Raw genomic sequence first — 16,285 nt, 5'->3', positions numbered from 1 at the left:
TCAGTGTTTCACGTCCAGGGTGATCTCGGTGAATGAAGGCTCGTCGTCCGGATCGTCTTCAGGCTCCGCTGCTTTGGCGGCCACGGCAAAGTCGTTTTCCAGGCGCCACATCAGGTTGGTCGGCGAGTCGGCGTGCAAAATGCCTTCCTTGCGGGTGACGGTGCCGTTGACGATCAGCTTGGCAATGTCCTGCTCAAAGGTCTGTGAGCCTTCGGCCATGGACTTTTCCATGGCTTCCTTGACGCCGGAAAAATCACCTTTTTCGATCAGTTCGGAAATCAGCTTGGTGTTGAGCATGACCTCAACCGCTGGCGCGCGGCCACCGGCCTGGGTGCGCAGCAGGCGCTGCGAAACAATCGCCTTCATGGCCGCGCCCAGGTCGCCCAGCATGGTGCTGCGCACTTCCACCGGGTAAAAACTCAGAATGCGGTTCAGCGCCTGGTAGCTGTTGTTGGCGTGCATGGTGGCCAGGCAGAGGTGGCCGGACTGCGCATAGGCAATCGCCGCCGACATGGTTTCGCGGTCGCGGATCTCGCCGATCAGGATCACGTCGGGCGCCTGGCGCAGCGCGTTTTTCAGCGCCACCTGCAGTGATTGGGTGTCACTGCCGACCTCGCGCTGGTTCACCACCGATTTTTTGTTGGTGAACAAGAATTCGACCGGGTCTTCAATCGTCAGGATGTGGCCGGGCTGGGTGGCGTTGCGATGGTCCATCATGGCCGCCAGCGTGGTGCTTTTGCCGGCGCCAGTGGAGCCGACCATCAGCAGCAGGCCGCGTTTTTCCATGATCAGTTCAGCCAGGATGGGCGGCACATTCAGGCTTTCCAGCGCCGGTATCTCACTGGGCACATAACGAATCACCGCTGCGTAGGTGCTGCGCTGCTTGAAGCCGCTGATGCGGAAGTTACCGACGCCGGGCAGCGGAAACGCCATGTTGAGCTCGCCGAGTTCTTCGAGTTCCTCGATTTTTGCAGGCGGCAGCACCTCGGCAAGCAGGTTGCGCGGTGCGTCGGGCGGCAGGACCTGGTTGTTGATCGGGATGGCCTCACCGTTGATCTTGATCAGGGCCGGCGAATGGGCCGACAGGTAAACGTCGGAGGCCTTTTTATCGGCCATCAAACGCAGGATACGTTCCATCGTGCTCATGGTCGGCGCATTCATGGCGGTTCCGATCAGTCAATCAGTCGCGCAGGAGATCATTGAGGCTGGTGGTCGCGCGGGTCTTGGCGTCCACACGTTTGACGATCACGGCGCAGTACAGCGAATATTTGCCGCCGGCCTTGGGCAGGTTGCCCGACACCACGACGGAGCCGGCCGGGATGCGGCCATAGGTCACGGTATCCGCCTCGCGGTCATAAATCGGCGTGCTCTGGCCGATGTAGACACCCATGGAGATCACCGAGTTTTCCTCGACGATCACGCCTTCAACGACTTCGGAGCGGGCGCCGATGAAGCAGTTGTCCTCGATGATGGTCGGGTTCGCCTGCAGGGGCTCCAGCACGCCGCCCAGGCCGACGCCGCCGGACAGGTGCACGTTTTTACCAACCTGCGCGCAACTGCCGACCGTGGCCCAGGCATCGACCATGGAGCCTTCATCAACGTAAGCGCCGATGTTCACATAACTTGGCATCAGGATCGCGCCCTTGGCGATGTAGCTGCCGCGGCGCGCCACGGCAGGCGGCACCACACGCACGCCGCTGGCCTTCATTTCCTCTTCGCTCAGGTGGGCAAACTTGGTCGGCACCTTGTCGAAGAAGCCGAGGTCGCCGGCGCGCATCATCACGTTGTCTTTCAGGCGGAAGCTCAGAAGCACGGCCTTCTTGATCCACTGGTGGGTGGTCCACTGGCCCACGCCCTGGCGCGTGGCCACGCGCAGCCGGCCGGCGTTCAGTTCGGAGATCGTGTGCTCTACCGCATCCTGAATTTCCTTGGAGGCGGCCTGCGGAGACAAGTTGGCGCGTTCGTCCCAGGCGGCGTTGATGATGCTTTCGAGCTGGTCTTGTTTCATTTTAAATGGGCCTTGGATTGGATAAATTGAACGATTCTTTCGGCGGCTTCGACACACTCGGCGGTTTCAGCCACCAGGGCCATGCGAATTCTGCCGGCGCCCGGATTGTGGCCGCGCGCTTCGCGGGCCAGGTAACTGCCGGGCAACACCACGACATTGTAAAGAGCGAGAAGCTCGCGCGAAAAAGCCGTGTCGTCGCCGGCGAAACTTGCCGGGACCTGCGCCCACAGGTAAAAGCCGGCATCGGGCAGGGCCACGTCCATCACGGCGGCCAGCAGCGGCGTGACACGGGCAAATTTCTCGCGGTACATCGCGCGGTTCGCCACCACATGGGCCTCGTCGTCCCAGGCGGCGATGCTGGCCGACTGCACGATCGGGCTCATGGCGCTGCCGTGGTAAGTGCGGTAGAGCAAAAACGGCTTGATCAGCGCGGCGTCGCCGGCCACAAAACCGCTGCGCAGTCCGGGCACGTTGCTGCGTTTGGACAGGCTGGTCATCGCGACGAGGTTTTTGAAATCGTGGCGGCCGAGTTGCGCGGCGGCCTGCAGGCCACCCAGCGGCGGCTCGTCGCGGAAATAAATTTCGCTGTAACACTCGTCGGAGGCGATCACAAAGCCGTGTTTGTCGCTGAGCTCGAACAGCAGCTTCCATTCGTCCAGGCCCATCACCGCGCCGGTCGGGTTGCCGGGCGAACAGACAAACAGCAGTTGCGTTTTTTGCCAGACAGCCTGGGGCACGGCGGCCCAGTCCACCGCAAAGTTGCGCGCCGGGTCGCTGGGCGCAAACCAGGTGTCGGCGCCGGCCAGCAGCGCAGCACCCTCGTAGATTTGATAAAACGGATTGGGGCAAACGACAAGAGCCCCCACGCTCCCCACTTCGTGTGGTTCGCTGCCCCCCGAGGGGGCTGTGCTTGCTTGGGGCGGCCCTGCGCGGCGCCCGGTCGCGCCCGGCTGGGTCGGGTCGATGATGGTCTGCGCCAGCGCAAACAGCGCTTCGCGCGAGCCGTTGACCGGCAGGATCTGGGTCAACGGGTCCAGGCTCAAGCCGTAACGCCGCTGCATCCAGCCCGCCATGGACTGGCGCAGCCTGGGTTCGCCGGCCGTTGCCGGATAACTGGCCAGCCCGCCCAGACTGGCGCTCAGCGCGGACTTGATCAGCTCGGGCGTCGCATGTTTGGGCTCCCCGATGCCCAGGCTGATAGGGCGGTAAGCCGGGTTGGGCGTGACACCCGCGTGCAGCAGGCGCAGCCGCTCGAAAGGATAGGGCTGCAGGCGTTTCAACAGAGGATTCATGGCCCGGATTATCCAGTGTGTGCGCCGCTGCGATGGCAGTTTCAGCCAGACCCCTTTTGGAATGCTACAAAATGAATAGCTGCTCGCGCTTGTCGCCTATGGGCTGGAGGCCGATTTGATGCCTAAATCAGCAGCATGCCCTGCGGCCCGGTGTCGGACACCCTTTTTTACAGCGGCCAGCCGTACTGCCTCGGGTAACATTGCAGGCTCTGCATTGCTGGAAGCAGGTTCAGCGCCTTCGAAAAGTGCTATAAAAATCAACAACTTAGCTTCAAAGCGCCAAGAAAAAAACAGGGTCTGCCGTGCGTCTCAATTCGATCAAGTTATCCGGGTTCAAATCGTTTGCCGAACCGACCAATTTTGTGTTGCCTGGCCAACTGGTCGGTGTGGTCGGTCCCAACGGTTGCGGAAAGTCCAACATCATGGACGCCGTGCGCTGGGTGCTGGGTGAAAGCCGCGCCTCCGAGTTGCGCGGCGAGTCGATGCAGGATGTGATCTTCAATGGCACCAACATCCGCAAGCCGGCCAGCCGTTCCAGCGTCGAACTGGTCTTTGACAATACCGACCACCGCGCCGGCGGCCAGTGGGGCCAGTTCGCCGAAATCGCCGTCAAGCGCGTTCTGACACGCGACGGCACCAGCAGCTACTACATCAACAACCAGCCGGTGCGCCGGCGCGACGTGCAGGACGTGTTCCTCGGTACCGGCCTGGGCCCGCGCGCCTACGCCATCATCGGCCAGGGCACGATCAGCCGCATCATCGAATCCAAGCCCGAGGAACTGCGCCTGTTCCTCGAAGAAGCCGCCGGTGTGTCCAAGTACAAGGAGCGCCGACGCGAAACCGCCAACCGCCTGAGCGACACGCGCGAGAACCTGACGCGGGTCGAGGACATTCTGCGCGAGCTCAATGCCAACCTTGAAAAGCTCGAAAAGCAGGCCGAGGTCGCGCTGCGTTACAACACGCTGCACGCCGATGCCACGCTCAAGCAACATCAATTGTGGTTCTTGAAGCGCGCCGAGAGCGAAGCCGACCAGGCCAGGGTGAAGGCCGACGCGGAGAAGTCGGTCAACGACCTGGAAAGCCGCATCGCTGATTTACGCCATATCGAGACTGACCTGGAGACCATCCGCCAGGCGCATTACGCCGCCGGCGACCAGGTGAACCAGGCCCAGGGCAAGCTCTACGAAGCCAGCGCCGAAGTCGGTCGGCTGGAAGCTGAAATCCGTTTTGTGGTCGAAGGCCGTCAGCGGGTCGAGCAGCGCCTGCAACAACTCAAGGAGCAAACTGCGCAGTGGGCTGCCCGCAAGGACGATGCAGCCCAGGAAACCGAAAACCTCGCCGCCCAGGCGCTGCAGGCCGAGGAGCAGTCGGAACTGCTGGCCGCGCAAAGCGAAGACCAGGCCGGCCAGTTGCCGGCACTCGAAGAAGCGCTGCGCGCTGCGCAATCCAAAGCCAATGAGCAGCGTAGCAGCGTCGGCCAGGTGCAGCAGCAGATCCAGGTGCTGGCCGCCGACCAGCGCAACATCGAGGAGCAGTCGCGGGCCCTGAGCCTGCGCCACGAACGCCTGAGCGCCGACAAAAATGCCCTCAATGCACCCGACGAAACACGCCTGACCAACCTCAACACCCAGTTCAGCGCCGCGCAGGAAAACCAGGAAATGGTCGAAGCCCGCCTGCACGAGCTGACCGACAGCGTGCCGCAGCTTGACGAGGACCGCCGGAGCAAGCAGCAGGCTGTCAACATCGAATCGGCCAAGCAGGCCGAACTGTCGGCGCGTTTGGAGGCCCTCAAGGCGCTGCAGGAAAAAGTCAAGACCGACGGCAAACTCAAACCCTGGCTGGCCAAACACGGCATGGACGGGCTGCAGGGCCTGTGGAGCCGCATCCACATTGAGCAGGGCTGGGAGAATGCGCTCGAAGCCGCGCTGCGCGAACGCCTGGGCGCGCTGGAAGTTTCGCGGCTGGACATGGTGCGCGGATTTGCCGGCACCGATGGCCGCGACACACCGCCGGCCAAACTGTCGTTTTATTCAGCCCCTTTAGCCGCAGCGCCGACACCGGCCTCGCGCACCGGCCTGAAACCGCTGGCCGGTTTGCTGCGCCTCAATGACGCCGGCCAGGCGGCGCTGCTGGGCGACTGGCTGCACGGTTGCCTGACTGCCGCCAGCCTCGACGACGCCTTGTCCGCGCGCCAGCAATTGCAGGCCGGTGAGGTCATTTATGTGCAGACCGGCCACGCGGTGACGCAGCACAGCGTGAGTTTTTACGCCCAGGACTCCGAGCAGGCCGGCCTGCTGGCGCGCGCCCAGGAAATTGAAAATCTCGAAAAACAGCTGCGCGGCCAGTCGCTGATCAGCGACGAAGCACGCAGTGCATTGATTCGTGCCGAGGCCGCGTACGCCGACGCAGCGCAGCGGCTGGCGACGGCGCGCCGCGACGCCGCCGAAGGCCAGAGCCGCACGCACGAGCTGCAAGTCGAGGTCTTGCGCCTGACGCAACTGGCCGAACAGACCCGCGCGCGCAGCGAACAGATCAATGCCGACCTCGGCGAAATCGACGCGCAAATGACCGACCTGCAGGAGCGCAGGGCCACCGCAGAGGCGCGCTTCGAAGAACTCGACATGCAGCTCGCCGATAGCCAGGAACGCCACGCCCAGCTCGACGACCGCGTGATTGAGGCCGAACGCAAACTCAATGAATCGCGCGAGCAACAACGTGCGCTGGAGCGCCAGTCCCAGGAAGCGCAGTTTGCGCTGCGCAGCCTGGCCTCGCGCCGCGACGAGCTGACACGCTCCATGGCCATCGCGGCGCAGCAGGCCGCGTCGATTGCCAGCGAGGAAGAACGTGCGAAAGAGGAGTTGTCGCGCCTGAGTGATGCCGCGGCCAAGGCCGGCTTGCAGGACGCGCTGAATGTGAAGCTGGAGCGTGAGTCCGATCTGGGCGCCAAACGCAGCCAGTACGACGACCTGACCACCAAGCTGCGCGCCAGCGACGAGCGTCGCCTGCAACTGGAACGTGAACTTGAACCGCTTCGCCAGCGCATCACCGAGTTCCAGCTCAAGGAGCAGGCCGCGCGGCTGGGTTTCGAGCAGTACGCGCAGTTGCTGGGCGACGCCCAGGCCGACCTGGCCGCGGTCGAGACATCGATCCAGTCCGGCAACGTGCGCCTCTCGGGCCTGCAGGGCGAGATTGACCGCATCAACCGCGACATCCAGTCGCTGGGCGCGGTCAATCTGGCCGCCCTCGACGAGCTGGCCAGCGCGCGCGAACGCAAGCAGTTCCTTGACGCGCAGTCGGCCGACCTCAACGAGGCCATGAACACGCTGGAAGACGCGATCAAGAAAATCGACGCAGAAACGCGCGACCTGCTGTCATCGACCTTTGAAACGGTGAATCGCCATTTTGGCGAGATGTTCCCGCGCCTGTTCGGTGGCGGCAATGCCAAACTGATGATGACCGGGGAGGAAATTCTGGATGCCGGCGTGCAGGTGCTGGCCCAGCCACCGGGCAAGAAAAACCAGACCATTCATCTGCTGTCGGGTGGCGAAAAGGCGCTCACGGCGATTGCGCTGGTGTTTGCGATCTTCCAGCTGAACCCCGCGCCGTTCTGCCTGCTCGACGAGGTCGACGCACCGCTGGACGATGCCAACACCGAGCGTTATGCCAAGCTCGTGAGCAGCATGAGCAAGGAAACGCAGTTTCTCTTCATCAGCCACAACAAGATTGCCATGGAAATGGCTGAACAACTGATAGGCGTGACCATGCAGGAGCAGGGCGTCTCGCGCATTGTTGCCGTCGATATGGAAGCGGCGCTTGGTTTTGTGGAGGCAGCATGAGTACCCTCCAGATCAGTCTGGCCATCATTGGCGGCTTGTTGCTGGCCATCGTGGTGGCCCACGGCGCATGGTCGGCCCGTAAAAACCTGCCGATGCAACCCACGCCCGACCCGGTGTCTCCTGGCATCGAGCCCACGGGTGATGAACTGCCGCCCGACACGCAAGCCGAGCGGCTGGAACCGGGTTTCGATGTCGACTCCAGCCTCGATGCCCTGACGGCGCTGACCGTGCCCGAGAAAAAGCCCGGCCTGGACGCGCTGATCGACGTGATCGCGCCCATCATCATCGATTCGGTGGTGTCTGGCGAGGCGGCGCTTGCCGCCATGCCCGGTTCGCGCCGCGCCGGAAGCAAGCCGTTTGCGGTCGAAGGCTTGAGCCTGGCCACGGGCGCCTGGGAAACGCCAGCCGCCGGCCAGCGTTACAGCGCCTTCCAGGCCGGCGTGCAGCTCGCCAACCGCACCGGCGCGCTGAACCAGATTGAATACTCGGAATTTGTCATGAAAGCACAGGCCTTTGCCGACGCCATTGACGGCCAGCCCGAGTTTCCGGACATGATGGACGAGGTGGCGCGCGCGCGCGAGCTCGACAACTTTGCCAGCGCCCATGATGCCCAATTGAGCTTCACCCTGCGCGCCAAACACACGGCCTGGAGTCCCGGTTATGTGCAGCAAAACGCAGCCAAACTCGGTTTTGTCGCCGGCTCCATCCCCGGCCGCATGGTGCTGCCGGCCAGCCAGTCCGGTCCGCACGCACCGCCGGTGCTGGGTCTGTCCTTCGACACCCAGGCCGCCATGGCCGAAGACCCTGAACAGACCGCATTGCGCGAACTGACGCTGTCGCTGGACGTGCCGCAAGTGCTGCGCGCCGAGCAGCCGTTTGTGCGCATGTGCGAAGCGGCGATTGCACTGGCCGCCAGCATGGACGGCGTGATCATCGACGACCAGGGCCAGCCGATCCGCCCCGAAGCCATGGAAGCCATCCACGCCGATCTGGAGCAGCTCTACAACACCCTGGAAGAGCGCGACATGCCGGCCGGCTCGGCACTGGGACGCCGGCTGTTCTCCTGAAGCTGTTGCTCTGCCATGGCCACCCCTGACCTGTTCGCGGCGCACGGACCGTCGCCTGCCGAACGCATGGCCGTGCTGCGCAACCAGCTGCACCAACACGCCCATCGTTATTACGTGCTCGATGAACCGAGCATTCCGGATGCCGCGTACGACAAGCTGTTCCAGGAGCTGCAGGAACTGGAAGCTGCGCACCCGGAACTGGCCAGCCCGGACTCACCGACGGTACGTGTGGGCGGCAAGGCGCTGGACCAGTTCGCCAGTGTGCGCCATGCGGTGCCCATGCTCAGCATACGCACCGAAACCGATACCGAGGCAAGTGGGGCGCAGAACTTCGACTCCCGCGTGCGCAAGGAGCTGGGACTGGCCGAGTCCGATCCGCCGGTGGACTACGTGGCGGAACTCAAGTTCGACGGCCTGGCGATGAACCTGCGTTACGAAGACGGCGTGCTGGTGCAGGCCGCCACGCGCGGCGACGGCGAGGTCGGCGAAGACGTGACGCAGAACATCCAGACCATCCGGCAGATTCCCCTGCGCCTGCCCAAGGACGCACCGGCTGTGCTCGAAGTGCGCGGCGAGGTTTACATGGCCCGCGACGATTTCGAGTCGCTCAATAACAAGCAGCGCGAGAAAATCGCCCAGGGCCTGAAAAACGAGAAGACTTTTGTCAATCCGCGCAATGCCGCAGCGGGTGCGGTTCGGCAACTCGATCCCGCCATTGCCGCCCAGCGCCCCCTGAGCTTTTTTGCCTACGGCCTGGGCGAGGTCACGCCGCAGGAGGAGGGCGGTCCGCAGTTCGACACCCACTTCCAGTTGCTGCTGACGCTCAAATCATGGGGTTTTCCGGTCGCAGCCCATACCCAGACTGCGCAAGGCGCTCCTGAATTAATAGCGTTTCATCAGAAGATTGCAGGCGAACGGGATCAGCTTCCCTACGACATCGACGGCGTCGTTTACAAGGTCAACAGCCTGGCCCTGCAGAAAACACTCGGCTTTGTCACGCGCGAGCCGCGCTGGGCGGTGGCGCACAAATACCCGGCTCAGGAGCAGATCACCACCGTGCTGGCCATCGACGTGCAGGTCGGCCGAACCGGCAAACTGACGCCGGTGGCCAAACTCGCGCCGGTGTTTGTCGGGGGCGTCACCGTGACCAACGCCACGCTGCACAACGAGGATGAGGCCAGGCGCAAGGACGTTCGGGTCGGCGACACCGTGATCGTACGGCGGGCCGGCGATGTGATTCCCGAAGTGGTCAGCGTGGTTCTTCCTCCCGTTCTCCCAGAGCCTGTCGAAGGGGCGGATGTCCGGGCAAGGCGTGTACAGGCTCAGCCCGAACGCGGTCCGGTGTTCACCATGCCGCGCACCTGCCCAGTCTGCGGCTCCGACGCCGTGCGGGAGGAGGGCGAGGCCGACTACCGCTGCACCGGCGGCCTGTTTTGCGGCGCCCAGCGCAAGGAGGCGATCCTGCATTACGCGCACCGGCGTGCTGTCGAGGTCGAAGGCCTGGGCGACAAGCTGGTCGAGCAGATGGTTGACGCCAACATCATCCGCACGCTGCCCGATCTCTACAAGCTGGGCCTGACGGCGCTGGCCGGACTGGACCGTATGGCCGACAAGTCCGCGCAAAACCTGCTGCAGGCACTCGACAGGTCCAAGGCCACCACCTTGCCGCGTTTCCTGTTTGGCCTGGGCATACGGCACGTGGGCGAAGCCACAGCCAAGGAACTGGCGCGCCACTTCGGCAAGCTGGACGCGATCATGGCTGCGACCGAGGCGCAACTGCTCGAAGTCAGCGACGTCGGGCCCATCGTCGCGCAGAGCCTGCGCACCTTTTTCGACCAGCCGCACAACCGCGAGGTGGTTGAGCAACTGCGCGCCTGCGGTGTTCACTGGTCAGAGGCCGAGCCGGCCGCGCGCACGCCGCAGCCGCTGTCGGGCAAGACTTTTGTCATCACGGGCACCCTGCCGACGCTGAGCCGCGACGAGGCCAAGGACAAGGTGGAGGCCGCCGGGGGCAAGGTGGCCGGCTCGGTCAGCAAAAAAACCGATTACGTGGTCGCCGGCACCGAGGCCGGCAGCAAGCTGACCAAGGCGCAGGAACTGGGCATCACCGTGATTGACGAGGCTGGCTTGCTGCTTTTGCTGGAAGCGCCGGCAACCTGAGATTTTTCAGGCGGATGGATTGCCTTCTTCCGGCATCTGTTCCGGTCGTCGCCAGAGCCACACCAGCACACTGCCCATGACGGCCATTCCCGCCAGCGCCATCCAGCGCTGCGGAAGCGTCAGCAGCAAGATCAGCGCACTGCCGCTCATGGTCAGGGTCGCCAGCCATTTGGCACGCCGGCGCACCACACCGCCGCGCCGCCACTCGGTCAGCATCGGTCCGAAGGCGCGGTGGGCTTCCAGCCAGGCCAGCAGTTTCGGTGAGCTGCGGGCGGCGGCCCAGGCCGACAGCAGGACGAAGGGCACAGTGGGCAACACCGGCAGGAACAGCCCGACGATGCCCAGCACCAGGCTGGTGAGCGCCAGCGCGATCAGCAGCCAGCGCACCGGCGCTGCGGGCGGTGCAGCGGCGGGGAGCGCGGGTTCGGGTCGGTTAGCCATGCCCCATTTTGCCGTGCGGCGTTCGCGGCTCTGTATGCTCGGGGTTTTGCTTTCCCATCCTGCGCTATGACCATCCGCGAAATTCTGAAAATGGGCGACCCGCGCCTGCTGCGTGTTGCGCCCCCCGCGACCGAATTCGACACCGACGAGATCCATTTGCTGGTGTCCGACATGTTCGAGACCATGCGTTCGGTCAACGGCGCCGGGCTGGCTGCGCCGCAGATCGGCGTCGACCTGCAACTGGTGATTTTCGGCACCGATGCAGTCAACCCGCGTTACCCGGACGCGCCGCTGGTGCCGCGCACCGTGCTGCTGAACCCGGTCATCACACCGCTCTCGGACGAGGAGGAAAACGGCTGGGAAGGTTGCCTGTCGGTGCCTGGCCTGCGCGGGCTGGTGCCACGGTATTCACGCATTCGCTACACCGGTTTCGACCCCTACGGCGACGCTGTAGACCGCACGGTCGAGGGTTTTCACGCCCGGGTGGTGCAGCACGAGTGTGATCACCTGATCGGCAAGCTTTACCCCATGCGGATTCGCGACTTCACGCAGTTCGGCTTCACCGAGGTGCTGTTTCCAGGACTGGACGCGTCCGAAGACGACTGACAACTTGCTTGTCAGCCGCCCTGCGAGGCTGGCAGATCGGCCGGCAGCGGCGCCTTGCCACCCGTGCCGAAGACCGAGCGCCACCAGTCGGCTGACCCATCCTGCGGCAGGGGCGCGGTGTTCAAGGCTTGGGCGTCCAGATAGTCCAGCGTGACGCGGCGCCGGTACTGCGCGACTTCCTCACCGGCCATCTCGATCAGCGGGCGGGCGGCGCCCCGGCTCTGGATCAGTACCTGTTTCGGTCCGGCGCCGGCCTTGAGCAGCGCCGAACGTACGGCAATGGCGCGGCGATCACCCATCAACCAGAAGAAGCGGTGACTGCCGGTGCCATAACTGTGGCCGGAGACCAGCACCACCTGTTCGGGTCGGTCGGCGAGCCACGCGGCATGGGTGGCCAGCAACTCGCCATAAATTTCGGGCACCAACCAGTTGTCGGCCTCGAAAAAGATCTGCCGGGCCAACGGCCGGCCGTCGTCGTCGCATTCGCGTGAGGTCAGCAGTTGTTGTTCACGGTCCAACAGCGTTTGGGTCTGGGCATGCATGGCAGTCTCCTTGAGCTTGAATGTTCGGCGGCTGGACCGGATGCATTCCTCTTTAATGCGCTGGAATACCGATACTGCCTTTGCCCATTGTCTGCCTCAGACCGACTACCGCAAGTGTTAAACAGTGATAAGGTGTAACTTTAATAAAGGCGTTTAACTTGTTGATTTATATGTAAATAATAAAAAATTAAGAACCGTCATTTTGGCATGACCGGGCGAGTCCCTGGTAAGCCCGCTGCGCGGTCAGGCCGCCAGCGCTTCGAGGATTTCAGTCTCGATGGCGATCTGCGCCTTGTTCTGCTGAAGCTCAGGCCCGTCGATCAAAAACGTGTCTTCCACCCTTTCGCCCAAGGTCGTGACCTTGGCCAGTTGCAGGTTGATGCGGTGGTGTGCCAGCACGCGGGCAATCGAATACAGCAGGCCGACCCGGTCACTGGCCGACACGCTGAGCAGCCAGCGCTGGCCTTTTTCGTCGGGCCGCAGGTCGACGCGCGGCGCGATCGGAAAGCTTTTCACCCGGCGTGACACCCGGCCCTTGCCGGGCGGCGGCAGCGGCTTGTTTTCCTCAATCGTGCGGACCAGGTCGGCTTCCACCATGGCCACCAGTTCGCGGTAGTGCTCGGCCAGGGTCGGGCTCACGACCTGGAAAGTGTCCAGCGCATAACCGGGCGCGTCTTTGTAGGGTTTGGCGGTGTGCACCTTGGCGTCCAGAATGCTCAGACCGGCTTCTTCGAAGTAACCGCAGATGCGGGCAAACAGGTCGGGCGCGTCGGGCGTGTACACCAGCACCTGCATGCCTTCGCCAGCGGCCGATCGGCGCGCCCGCACCACGCACTTGGCCGCGCCAACGTGACGCGACAGATGGCGTGCATGCCACGCAATGTCGCCGGCCTCGTGGCGCATGAAATAACTGATGTCCAGGGTGTCCCACAGTGCCTTGTGCGCCTCAAACGGCTCCGCATGCAGGGCCAGCATGGCCAGTGCCTCGCGTTTGCGCGACTCGACCTCGGCGTCGGCGTCTGGCGCGCGGCCGCCCAGCACGCGCAGGGTGTAGCGGTACAGATCTTCCAGCAGCTTGCCTTTCCAGGCGTTCCAGACCTTGGGGCTGGTGCCACGAATGTCGGCCACGGTCAGCAGGTAGAGCGCGGTCAGGTAACGCTCATTGCCGACACGTTTGGCAAAAGCACCAATGACTTCCGGGTCGCTCAGATCTTCCTTTTGCGCAATGCGGCTCATGGTCAGGTGTTCACCGACCAGGAACTCGATCAATTTGGCGTCTTCGGCCGGGATACCGTGCTGGCGGCAGAACACCCGCACGTCCAGGCAGCCGAGCTCGGAATGGTCGCCGCCGCGGCCTTTGGCGATGTCGTGGAAGAGCGCGGCAATGTACAGAATCCAGGGCTTGTCCCAGCCGGCCGCCAGTTGCGAGCAGGCCGGGTACTCATGCGCATGCTCGGCCATGAAAAAGCGCCGCACGTTGCGCAACACCATCAGGATGTGCTGGTCCACGGTGTAGACGTGGAACAGGTCGTGCTGCATCTGCCCGACGATCTTGCGAAACACCCAGAGGTAACGCCCCAGCACCGAGGTCTGGTTCATCAGGCGCATCGCGTGCGTGATACCGGAGGGCTGCTGCAGAATCTGGCGGAAGGTGTCGCGGTTGACCGGATCGCTGCGAAAGCCCGCGTTCATGATGCTGCGCGTGTTGTACAGCGCGCGCAGGGTGCGGGCCGACAGGCCCTGGATGCCGGGCGTGGTCTGGAACAGCAAAAAGGTCTCGAGGATGGCGTGGGGCTCGCGCTGGTAGAGGTTGTCGCTGGCCACCTCGATCATGCCGCCCTTGTCGAAAAAGCGCTCGTTGATCACACGCAATGGCGCGTTGTGCGGGCTGATGCGCTCCTCGATGTTGAGCAGCAAAATTTGGTTGAGCTGGGTTACTGCCTTGGCCGCCCAGTAATAACGCTTCATCAGTGCCTCGCTGGCGCGGCGCGGCAACTTACTGCCATCGTCGGCCTGTGCCGAGTACCCAAAGGATTCAGCCACGGCGGTCTGCAGGTCGAACACCAGCCGGTCTTCGCGCCGGCCCGAGATCAGGTGCAGGCGCGCGCGGATCAGGCTCAGCAAGGCCTCGTTGGCCTTGATCTGGCGCACCTCGAAAGCAGTCGCCAGGCCATTGCGGGCCAGCTCGTCCCAGGTCTTGCCCAGACCTGCGGCATGGGCCACCCACAGCACCAGTTGCAGGTCGCGCAGGCCGCCCGGCGACTCCTTGCAGTTGGGTTCCAGCGCGTAAGGCGTGTTTTCAAACTTGTTGTGGCGCTGACGCATTTCCAGCGTCTTGGCCACAAAAAAGGCCTGTGGGTCCATCAGGCTGTCGAGTTGGGCAAGCAGGGCCGCAAAAATCTTGGTGGAACCTGCCACCAGCCGCGCTTCCAGCAGCGAGGTCTGCACCGTCACATCCTTGGCGGCTTCCTCAGCGCAGTCCTTGACGGTGCGCACGCTGGAGCCGATCTCGAGCCCGCTGTCCCAGCAGGCGCCTATAAAAGCTTCAATCTTGCTTTTGAGCGCCGGGTTGCCTTCGACCTGCGAGTCGTCGCGCAACAGCAGCAACACGTCAACATCTGAATGGGGGAACAACTCGCCGCGGCCAAATCCGCCGACGGCCACCAGCGCGCAGCCGACGGGAAAATCAGCGCCTGACCAGAGCTGGCGCAGGGTGGCGTCGGTGTGCCGGGCCAGCCGGCGCAGCAGGCTGTGGATGCCGCGTGTGGAGGAGCCGCTGCCGGCCAGCGAGGCCAGCAACGCGTTTTTGCCGGCGCGGTACTGCGCGCGCAGAACGGCCGCTTCGGTCTGGGCAGGCGGGGAAGGCAGCGCGGACAGCATCTGCGGGCGCGGGATGCGGCGATGCGCCGGCTCAGGCCGCCGAGTCGGCCGTGACGGGCGCGGCGGCCGCGTGGTAGGCCGCCACAAAGTCCGGCGTGGCCGGGCTGCCCGCCGACATCGTCAGCACTTCGTAGCCGGTTGGCGTCACCAGCACGGTGTGTTCCCACTGCGCCGACAGTGAATGGTCGCGCGTGACGATGGTCCAGCCGTCTTTTTCGGCACCGTCCTTGATGTCGCGTTTGCCGGCGTTGATCATGGGCTCGATGGTGAAGGTCATGCCGGGCTTGAGCTCTTCGAGCGTGCCGGGGCGGCCGTAATGCAGCACCTGGGGTTCTTCATGGAAGCGCTGGCCGATGCCGTGCCCGCAGAACTCGCGCACCACCGAAAAGCCCTGTTTTTCGGCAAAAGTCTGGATCGCGAAACCGATGTCGCCGAGCCGCACGCCCGGTTTGACGCGCATGATGCCTTGCCACATGGCCTCGAAGGTGACCCGGCACAGGCGTTTGGCGGCAATCGACACGTCGCCGATCATGTACATGCGGCTGTTGTCGCCGAACCAGCCGTCCTTGGTGATCACGGTGACATCAATGTTCATGATGTCGCCTTTTTTGAGTGGCTTGTCGTTCGGGATGCCGTGGCAGACCACGTGATTCAGCGAGGTGCACAGCGAAGCCGGGTAGGGCGGGTAGCCCGGCGGCTGGTAACCCAGCGTGGCGGACACCGTGCCCTGGACATTGACCATGTAGTCGTTGGCGAGGCGGTCGATTTCCCTGGTCGTCACGCCGGCTTTGACGAACGGCGTGAGGTAGTCCAGCACCTCGGACGCCAGTTTGCAGGCGACGCGCATGCCTTCAATGCCCGCCGCGTCTTTGTACGTAATACTCATGCCGCGATTATCCCACTTGCCTTTCAGGACGGCAGGCAGGGCAGCCATCGCTGATAAAATTCAGGGTTAACGAGCACCCCGGTGGCCCCTTGCGGCCCGCCGACAACCACAAGGCCACCGCCACCGTGACCCTGCACCTGACGACTTTCGAGGGCGATGCCCACGGCATCAGCGCCCTGAGCGACTTCCGTATTCAGCAACTGCTTCCCCGCCTGCAAGCCATAGAACCCAAAATCAGCGGTATCAGCGCCCGTTTTGTGCATCTGGTGGCGACCGAAGCCCCGCCGGGCGAGGACCTCCGGGCCCGGCTGGCCGCCTTGCTCAGTTACGGTGAGCCCGCCGCGCCCGCAGCCAGCGATAGCCTGCTGTTCATCGTCTCGCCCCGTTTTGGCACCGTCTCGCCCTGGGCTTCCAAGGCCACCGACATCGCCCACAACTGCGGGCTCGCAGTCAAACGCATCGAACGCATCACCGAGTACCGCGTCAGCCTGAAATCCGGCTTCTTCACCCAAGGCGCCCTCAGCGGTACCCAGCGCAGCCGGGTCGCCGCGCTGCTCCACGACCGCA

The 16,285-nt window shown here is 63.9% G+C and carries 11 protein-coding genes and 1 pseudogene; 5 read left to right on the top strand and 7 right to left on the bottom strand.

The window, feature by feature from the left end; genetic code table 11:
• From ACH2CW_RS11365 to dapC, 3 genes are read right to left on the bottom strand one after another with little or no spacing between them, the layout of a single operon-like run.
• On the bottom strand, nt 1-1,146 hold the full coding sequence (locus ACH2CW_RS11365; RefSeq protein WP_395058214.1) for a PilT/PilU family type 4a pilus ATPase: 1,146 nt from the start codon (nt 1,144-1,146) through the stop codon (nt 1-3).
• Nucleotides 1,147-1,180: 34 nt separating this feature from the next.
• Nucleotides 1,181-2,008: a 2,3,4,5-tetrahydropyridine-2,6-dicarboxylate N-succinyltransferase gene (dapD, locus tag ACH2CW_RS11360; protein WP_395058146.1), complete on the bottom strand. Its 828-nt coding sequence runs from the start codon at nt 2,006-2,008 to the stop codon at nt 1,181-1,183.
• Nucleotides 2,005-3,300, bottom strand: coding sequence for a succinyldiaminopimelate transaminase (gene dapC / locus ACH2CW_RS11355; protein ID WP_395058144.1), 1,296 nt, complete (start codon nt 3,298-3,300; stop codon nt 2,005-2,007). The genes dapD and dapC overlap by 4 nt, the downstream gene beginning before the upstream one ends.
• 302 nt (nt 3,301-3,602) lie before the next feature.
• Between dapC and smc the strand changes: the two genes are divergently transcribed.
• Genes smc through ligA form a run of 3 tightly spaced genes read left to right on the top strand, consistent with a single transcriptional unit; the run spans nt 3,603 to nt 10,363 of the window.
• Nucleotides 3,603-7,136 (top strand): chromosome segregation protein SMC, encoded by a 3,534-nt coding sequence (gene smc, locus ACH2CW_RS11350; protein ID WP_395058142.1) that lies wholly within the window; start codon nt 3,603-3,605, stop codon nt 7,134-7,136.
• Complete coding sequence (locus tag ACH2CW_RS11345; protein ID WP_395058140.1) at nt 7,133-8,203, top strand: cell division protein ZipA C-terminal FtsZ-binding domain-containing protein; 1,071 nt, start codon at nt 7,133-7,135, stop codon at nt 8,201-8,203. The genes smc and ACH2CW_RS11345 overlap by 4 nt, the downstream gene beginning before the upstream one ends.
• A 15-nt stretch (nt 8,204-8,218) precedes the next feature.
• The gene (gene ligA / locus ACH2CW_RS11340; protein WP_395058138.1) at nt 8,219-10,363 is read left to right on the top strand and encodes an NAD-dependent DNA ligase LigA; all 2,145 of its coding nucleotides are present in this window, start codon (nt 8,219-8,221) and stop codon (nt 10,361-10,363) included.
• 6 nt (nt 10,364-10,369) lie between these two features.
• Here ligA and ACH2CW_RS11335 read toward each other — a convergent pair whose 3' ends face one another.
• Nucleotides 10,370-10,804 carry a YbaN family protein gene (locus ACH2CW_RS11335; RefSeq protein WP_395058136.1) on the bottom strand — a complete coding sequence of 145 codons (435 nt, stop codon included), beginning with the start codon at nt 10,802-10,804 and terminating at the stop codon, nt 10,370-10,372.
• 66 nt (nt 10,805-10,870) lie between these two features.
• On the opposite strand from ACH2CW_RS11335, the gene def reads away from it, so the two are divergent.
• Nucleotides 10,871-11,410: a peptide deformylase gene (def, locus tag ACH2CW_RS11330; RefSeq protein ID WP_395058134.1), complete on the top strand. Its 540-nt coding sequence runs from the start codon at nt 10,871-10,873 to the stop codon at nt 11,408-11,410.
• Nucleotides 11,411-11,421: 11 nt separating this feature from the next.
• Here the strand turns inward: def and ACH2CW_RS11325 are convergent, their stop codons facing one another.
• The 3 genes from ACH2CW_RS11325 to map all read right to left on the bottom strand — a co-directional run bounded on the left by ACH2CW_RS11325 (nt 11,422) and on the right by map (nt 15,718).
• Nucleotides 11,422-11,952, bottom strand: coding sequence for an OmpA family protein (locus ACH2CW_RS11325; RefSeq protein ID WP_395058133.1), 531 nt, complete (start codon nt 11,950-11,952; stop codon nt 11,422-11,424).
• Nucleotides 11,953-12,195: 243 nt separating this feature from the next.
• A complete protein-coding gene (locus ACH2CW_RS11320) occupies nt 12,196-14,832 on the bottom strand; it encodes a [protein-PII] uridylyltransferase (RefSeq protein ID WP_395058131.1) in 2,637 nt (878 codons plus the stop codon).
• A gap of 31 nt (nt 14,833-14,863) precedes the next feature.
• Nucleotides 14,864-15,718 carry a type I methionyl aminopeptidase gene (gene map, locus ACH2CW_RS11315; RefSeq protein WP_395058129.1) on the bottom strand — a complete coding sequence of 285 codons (855 nt, stop codon included), beginning with the start codon at nt 15,716-15,718 and terminating at the stop codon, nt 14,864-14,866.
• Nucleotides 15,719-15,843: 125 nt separating this feature from the next.
• On the opposite strand from map, the pseudogene ACH2CW_RS11310 reads away from it, so the two are divergent.
• A pseudogene (locus ACH2CW_RS11310) lies at nt 15,844-16,285 on the top strand (phosphoribosylformylglycinamidine synthase); the annotation flags it as partial.

The organism is Polaromonas sp. (assembly GCF_043778355.1).
Taxonomy (GTDB): domain Bacteria; phylum Pseudomonadota; class Gammaproteobacteria; order Burkholderiales; family Burkholderiaceae_C; genus Polaromonas.
The sequence above is the reverse complement of the archived record's forward strand: the minus strand, read 5'-3'. Positions and strand labels throughout refer to the sequence as shown.